Here is a 6,004-nt window from a genome sequence, read left to right as displayed (position 1 = left end):
GACCTCGAAGTACCGCCGTTCTGAACCACCACCCGCCCCCGGCACCCCCATCCGCTCCAGCACCGCACCGCCGGGGACACCGACATCGGCGGCTCCGCCCGTGACCCACACGACGCCGACCCACACGACGCCAACCCACACGACGAGGGGGGCTTGGGGTCCTTGTGCGGGCTCAGCTCACCGACGCGGCATGCGGCAGCGCGGCTACGCCTCAGGGTTCGGCGTGTGGCCGCCGCATCGCGGGCGTACTACGGGGGGGCGGATGCGCGAGCCCTGGGCTGAGCACAAGTCCCCGGGCGTGCCGGGGCCCGAAGGAGCGTGCAGGTGGGAGCGCACAGGTGGGAGCGCATAGGTGGGAGCGCATAGGTGGGAGCTCACGCACCCTGGGAACGGCGACGGTCCGGCCGTCGTGCCGGACCGCGCAGGCGTCACCGGCAGGCACGGACATTAGGGATCTCCCTACTGTGCACCGTCCACACGAAGGATCAGGCTTTTGACCATGGAATCACCGATCCTTTCGTACGCCGACGAGGTCTGGCGTGGTTCGGTGCGCCCGGAGGACGTGCCCTACACGGAGCTGCGCCGCGACGGGGTGCAGGAGATCACCTACGGCGTGGGGATGTGGCCGGCGTGCGGCAACGTGTACGTGATTCGCGGCGAGGACGGGCTGGGTCTCTTCGACACCGGCGACACGGGCGACGACGGGGACGTCCCACGGCCGTACCGCGTTATCAGGAAGTGGTCGGCCGAGCCGCTCAAGTATGCGATTTTCTCCCATAGCCGGGCCGACCGGCTCGCCGGAATGGAGGAGTTCGACGCCGAGCCCGGCCCGCGACCGCTGGTCGTGGCACAGGAGGGGCTGGCCCGCAGGCTCGCGCAGCAGGGCAGGACGGCCGGCTACAACGCACTCGTCGACCTGCGCGAGCAGGGCTTCCCCAAGCTGGTCTGGCCGCCACCGCAACGGCTCCCCGATGTGACCTACCGCGACCGGCTGTCGCTGTCCCTGGGAGATGTGACCTTCCAGCTCACCCACGCCCGTGGCGACACCGACGACGCCACCTGGGCGTTCCTGCCCGAACGGGGTGTGCTGCTGACCGGCGACCTGTTCGCCTGGACGGTGCCGGGGGCGGGCGACCCACAGCGCACCCAGCGCTATCCGGACGAATGGGCGGTGGCGCTGCGAGCGATGGCCGCACTCGACGCCGGCCTGCTGCTTCCCGGGCGTGGACTGCCGATCTTCGGGTCCGCCCGGGTGCGCCGGGCGCTCACCGACACGGCCGACTATCTCGACAGCCTGGTGGAGCAGACGCTCGACCTGATGAACGCCGGGGCCCGCCTGGACGAGATCCTGCACTCGGTCAAACCGCCGCCCGCGCTCGCCGCGCGGCCCTACCTGCGCGAGCGCCACGACGAGCCCGAGTTCATCGTGCGCAACATCTGGCGGCTGCACGGCGGCTGGCATGACGGCAACCCCGCCAACCTCAAGCCCGCGCCGGACGCCGTGTTCGCCCGCGCGGTCGCCGAGCTGTCGGCGGGCGCGGCGTCGGTCGCGGGCCGGGCCGTCGCCGCGGCGGCCGACGGCGACCTGCGTCTGGCCTGCCAGCTCGCCGAGCTCGCCGCGCAGGCCGAGCCGGAGGACCGGCGGGTGCACGAGATCCGCGCCCTCGTCTACGCGATGCGGGTCCAGCAGGAGCGCGGCGCGATCGCCCGCGGCGTGTACGCGTGGGCCGCCGCCGAGTCACGCAGCAAGACCACCGGGATGGATCTGCTCGACGTCTATCACGACGTCGCCGAAGGCCGCATGTGGTGGCTGCCGAGCAAGGCCAACTGAGGAGCTTGTCCGTCACGACGGCCGGCGGACGCGGGGAGGGGAGTGCCCGCCGGCCCTGACGGTAGCCTTCCTCTCGTGCTCGAACAGATCACGGCGACCAGGTACGTCACGCCCCTGCGGGAGGGCGGGTCGCTGCCCGGCGTCGTCGAAGCCGACGACCTCGGCACATACGTCGTGAAGTTCCGCGGAGCCGGGCAGGGCCGGCGGGTGCTCGTCGCCGAGATCGTCTGCGCCGAACTCGCCAGGCGGCTTGGTCTCGCCACACCGGAACTCAAGGTCATCGATGTCGACCCGCAGCTCGGCGCCCGCGAGCCCGACGAGGAGATTCAGGACCTGCTCACCGCGAGCGCCGGGCACAACCTCGCGATCGACTTCCTGCCCGGAGCGCTCGGCTTCGACCCGCTCGCCTGGGAGCCCGACGCCGAGTTCGCCTCCCGCGTGCTGTGGTTCGACGCGCTCGTGCACAACGTCGACCGGAGCTGGCGCAACCCGAACCTGCTCGTTTGGCACGGCGGGGTGTGGCTGATCGACCACGGTGCGGCCCTGTGGTTCCACCACAACTGGCCGAAGGCCGACCCGCGCCGCCGGTTCGACGGCCGCGACCACGTGCTCGCGCCGTTCGCGACGAAGCTGGATCAGGCCGACGCGGACCTGGCCGGGCTCGTCACCCGCCCGCTGCTCGACGAGGTGACCGCGCTCGTGCCGGACGAGTGGCTGGAGGGCGAGCCGGGCTTCGCGGACGCGCAGGCCGTGCGGCGGGCCTACAGCGAGCACCTGCTCGCCCGGGTCGCCGGGCCGCGCGACTGGCTGCCGGACCCCGCCACCGACAACGCCACCGCCGCCTCCGCTCCCGTACGGCGCGACGGGCGGGGCGGCGGGCGGGGCGCGACGATCGGCGGCTTCTGGCGCGCCACCCGGGAGGGGGGCCGATGAGCGACCTGGACGTCTACGAGTACGCGGTGATTCGCGTGGTGCCCAGCGTGGAGCGGGGCGAACTGGTCAACGCGGGGGTCATCCTCTACTGCCAGCCGCGCGGCTACCTGTGCGCACGGGTCGAGCTGGACGAGGCCCGGCTGCTGGCGCTGGGCGCGCCGGTGGATCTGCCCGGCGTACGGCTGGCCCTGGCCGCCTACGAGCGGGCGTGCGGCGACGAGGCGGGGCCCCTGTGCGGGGAGCCGCTGGGCGCGCGGTTCCGCTGGCTCACCGCGCCGCGCAGCACGGTCGTGCAGACCGGGCCGGTACACGCCGGGCTGACCGGCGACCCGGCGGCCGAGCTGGACCACCTGCTGACCCGGCTGGTGCGGCCGGCGCAGGCCGACGCGGGGATCAGAACAACACAGACATGAACATGTCGACTTCCTCGAAGCCCACCTTGCGGTAGACGGCCCTGGCCGGGAGGTTGAAGTCGTTCACGTAGAGGGAGACGACCGGAGCGAAGTATTTCAGCGCCTGTTCGACCACGGCGGCCATGCCGGCCCCGGCGTGGCCGCGCCCACGCAGGTCGGGATGAACCCACACGCCCTGGATCTGGCACGCCTGCGGCGTCACGGCGCCGATCTCCGCCTTGAAGACCACCTGGCCGTCGTCGATACGGGCGTAGGACCGCCCGATACGGATGAGCTCGGCGACCCTGGACCGGTAGAGCGCTCCGCCGTCGCCGTTGTCCGGCGAGACGCCCACCTCTTCGGTGAACATGGCGACACAGGCGGGCAGCAGGATGCCGAACTCCTCGGGACGGACCCTGCGTACGAGCGGATCCGGCTCGACGGAGGGCGCGGAGCTCGTGGCCATGACCGGCTGGGCCCACCGGACCGCCCGGGCGGCGCCCCAGTGCGGCTCCAGCCGTTCCCAGAGCTGTTCCACGGCGGCGGCGGGGCCGACGATGGACGAGCAGCGACGGCCCTGCTTGCGGGCCCGGTCGGCGAAGGCCTGGATCGCCTCGCGGGTGGCGTTCACGGGCACCAGGTTGGCGCCCGCGTAGCACAGGGACACCAGCCCGCCGCGCGGGCCGTAGCCCCACATCTGACCGCCGAGCCGTGAAGGGCTGAGGCCGACGGCCCTGACCCGGGCCGCTACGAACACATTGGCGACCGGATCGGTGTCGAGGAGCGCCAGCACCTCGTCACGATCGCTGTCGTCGAGCACGCGCGACGCCGATGTTCGCAGCATCACGGGCCCAGCCTACGCGAACGGTTCGCGTTTGGGATGTATCGGCCCGGGGGGCTCAGCGCCGTACGGCCGAGACGTGGGACGCGGACCCCCGCGCGCCCGCCGCGACCTTCATCAGCGTGGCCCGCGGCTCCGGTCCGCCCGGGCAGGTCGCGTCGGCGCCCCGCTTGCCCCTGCGTTGCGGCGACAGCGCCGCGTCCCGCAGGTAGGTCGCCAGTTGCCGGTCCACGCACGCGTTGCCGGCGAGCGACACGCCGTGGTTGCCGCCGCCCGCGGTGAGCAGGCGCGCGGTCGGGAACAGGCCGCGCATGCGCAGCGCGCCCTCGTACGGCGTGGCGGCGTCGCGCTCGGCCTGGATGAGCAGGACGGGCGGCAGGTGTGACGTGCCCACCTTGGGCGGCGTGCCGCCCTTCTCCGGCCAGAAGGCGCACGGCGCGTTGTAGACGGCGTTGGGCCAGGCCATGAACGGCGCCTCGGCGTGCGCCCTGCGCGTGTCGGCTCGCCAGCGGTCCCACGACCGGGGCCAGGCCGCGTCCCGGCACTCCACCCCCAGGTAGACCGCGTAGGAGTTCTCCTCCTCGGCGTCGATCTCGGCCTCCAGGTGGAACAGTTTCACCAGGACCGAGGGGTCTCCCTCGCGGACGTAGGCCGAGAAGGCGGCCCCCAGGTACGGCCAGAGCCGGTCGCTGTAGGCACCGTTGGAGAAGACGTCGTCCAGTTCGCTCGGACCCACGATCCCGCCCGCGGGTCTGTCGCGCAGGCGGGAGCGCATGGAGTACCACGCGAAGGACACCGCCGACTGCGTCGCGCCCAGCTTGTAGACGTCGTCGTGTTCGGCCACCCAGCCGAGGAAGTCGCGGTGCCGCCGGTCGAAGCTGTGGTCCTGGGCGATGTTGGCCTCGTACCAGACGCCGTCGGGGTCCACCACGCTGTCGAGCACGAGGCGGCGCACCCGCTGCGGGAACAGGGTGGCGTAGACCGCGCCCAGGTAGGTGCCGTAGGAGTAGCCGAGGTAGCTGATCTTCTCCTCGCCGAGCGCCGCACGCACCGCGTCCATGTCCCGCGCGCTGTTCTCGGTCGTCAGGTACGGCAGGAACCAGGCCCAGCGGTTGCCGCAGCCCTCGGCGTACTGCTTGGCCCGGCCGACCAGCACCTGCTCCTCGGCGTCGTTCCTCGGCACGTTGTCGGGCCGGGGCGGCGCGTAGAAGCGGGCCGGGTCCACGCACGACAGGGCGGGCTGGCTGGGGGCTACCCCGCGCGGCGCGAAACCGACCACGTCGAATCGCGCCGCGACGTTCTTGGGCAGCCGCGCCGCGACATACCTCGCCAGGCTGAGCCCCTCGCCGCCCGGGCCGCCGGGGTTCACCAGAAGCGCGCCGAGATGGTTGCCGTCACGCGAGGCGGTGCCTCTGACGCGGTTGAGCGCCAATGTGATCTGCTGGCCGTACGGCTCGCGGTAGTCGAGGGGGACACGCAGCTCCGCGCACTCCTGCACCGGCTCGCGCCGTTCGCTCCGGCGAGACGGCTGAAGGGACCGGGCCCGGGCGAGGCCGAGCAGGCCGCCGGAGGCCGACTTGGTCTCCGGCGGGCATTGCTTCCACTCGAGCGGACGCTGCGGCGGCCCCCAGTGTCCCCGCTGACCCGGTCCGGGTTCCCACGCCCGGCCGTGCGGGGCCGATCCGCCGCTCCGCTCCGTGGCCTCAGTGGCCTCGGCGGCCGCTCCAGGTCCGACCAGCCCGGCGACCAGCGTCGCCATACTCGCGACCACACCAACGACCCGCTTCACCGGCATCGCTCCTCTGCTTCCGAACAGCAGAGGACAGCTTCGCGGTGTGACCGGTGAGGTACGTTCCGCACTACCCGATCATTGCCATTGTGTAGTCAGAGCATTGCTTTGTGTAACTCGGCGGTCAGCGGACGACGACCTCCGGACCGGTGGTCTCGTCGTCGTCGAGGTCGACGTCGACGCCCATCTCCTCGGCGATGCGCAGGGCCTCCTCGATC

5 protein-coding genes are annotated in these 6,004 nt (G+C 72.4%); 3 read left to right on the top strand and 2 right to left on the bottom strand.

The genetic code is table 11. The annotated features are described in order from the left end of the window. Window positions 1–499 precede the first annotated feature (499 nt). The 3 genes from AB0O28_RS39735 (at window position 500) to AB0O28_RS39725 (ending at window position 3,177) form a co-directional block, all read left to right on the top strand. Entirely contained in the window at window positions 500–1,831 is a 1,332-nt protein-coding gene (locus tag AB0O28_RS39735) for an alkyl sulfatase dimerization domain-containing protein (protein WP_363648202.1), read from the top strand. Window positions 1,832–1,906: 75 nt separating this feature from the next. Continuing rightward, entirely contained in the window at window positions 1,907–2,764 is an 858-nt protein-coding gene (locus AB0O28_RS39730) for a HipA family kinase (RefSeq protein ID WP_363648200.1), read from the top strand. Then, window positions 2,761–3,177, top strand: a complete 417-nt coding sequence (locus AB0O28_RS39725; protein WP_363648198.1) for a DUF3037 domain-containing protein — start codon at window positions 2,761–2,763, stop codon at window positions 3,175–3,177. The genes AB0O28_RS39730 and AB0O28_RS39725 overlap by 4 nt, the downstream gene beginning before the upstream one ends. Here the strand turns inward: AB0O28_RS39725 and AB0O28_RS39720 are convergent. Together AB0O28_RS39720 and AB0O28_RS39715 are read right to left on the bottom strand one after the other, a co-directional pair. Next, a complete protein-coding gene (locus AB0O28_RS39720) occupies window positions 3,158–4,000 on the bottom strand; it encodes a GNAT family N-acetyltransferase (RefSeq protein WP_363648204.1) in 843 nt (280 codons plus the stop codon). The genes AB0O28_RS39725 and AB0O28_RS39720 overlap by 20 nt on opposite strands. A gap of 55 nt (window positions 4,001–4,055) precedes the next feature. Further along, window positions 4,056–5,786: an alpha/beta hydrolase gene (locus AB0O28_RS39715; protein WP_363648196.1), complete on the bottom strand. Its 1,731-nt coding sequence runs from the start codon at window positions 5,784–5,786 to the stop codon at window positions 4,056–4,058. Window positions 5,787–6,004 lie beyond the last annotated feature (218 nt).

Source organism: Microbispora sp. NPDC088329 (assembly GCF_040685655.1).
Lineage (GTDB): Bacteria > Actinomycetota > Actinomycetes > Streptosporangiales > Streptosporangiaceae > Microbispora.
This window is presented reverse-complemented; position numbering and strand designations above follow the sequence as displayed.

Excerpts from the sequence above, each read along its gene's own strand:
- AB0O28_RS39735 (WP_363648202.1), top strand. The coding sequence starts at position 500 with ATGGAATCACCGATCCTTTCGTACGCCGACGAGGTCTGGCGTGGTTCG.
- AB0O28_RS39720 (WP_363648204.1), bottom strand. The coding sequence starts at position 4,000 with ATGCTGCGAACATCGGCGTCGCGCGTGCTCGACGACAGCGATCGTGAC.
- AB0O28_RS39725 (WP_363648198.1), top strand. The coding sequence starts at position 2,761 with ATGAGCGACCTGGACGTCTACGAGTACGCGGTGATTCGCGTGGTGCCC.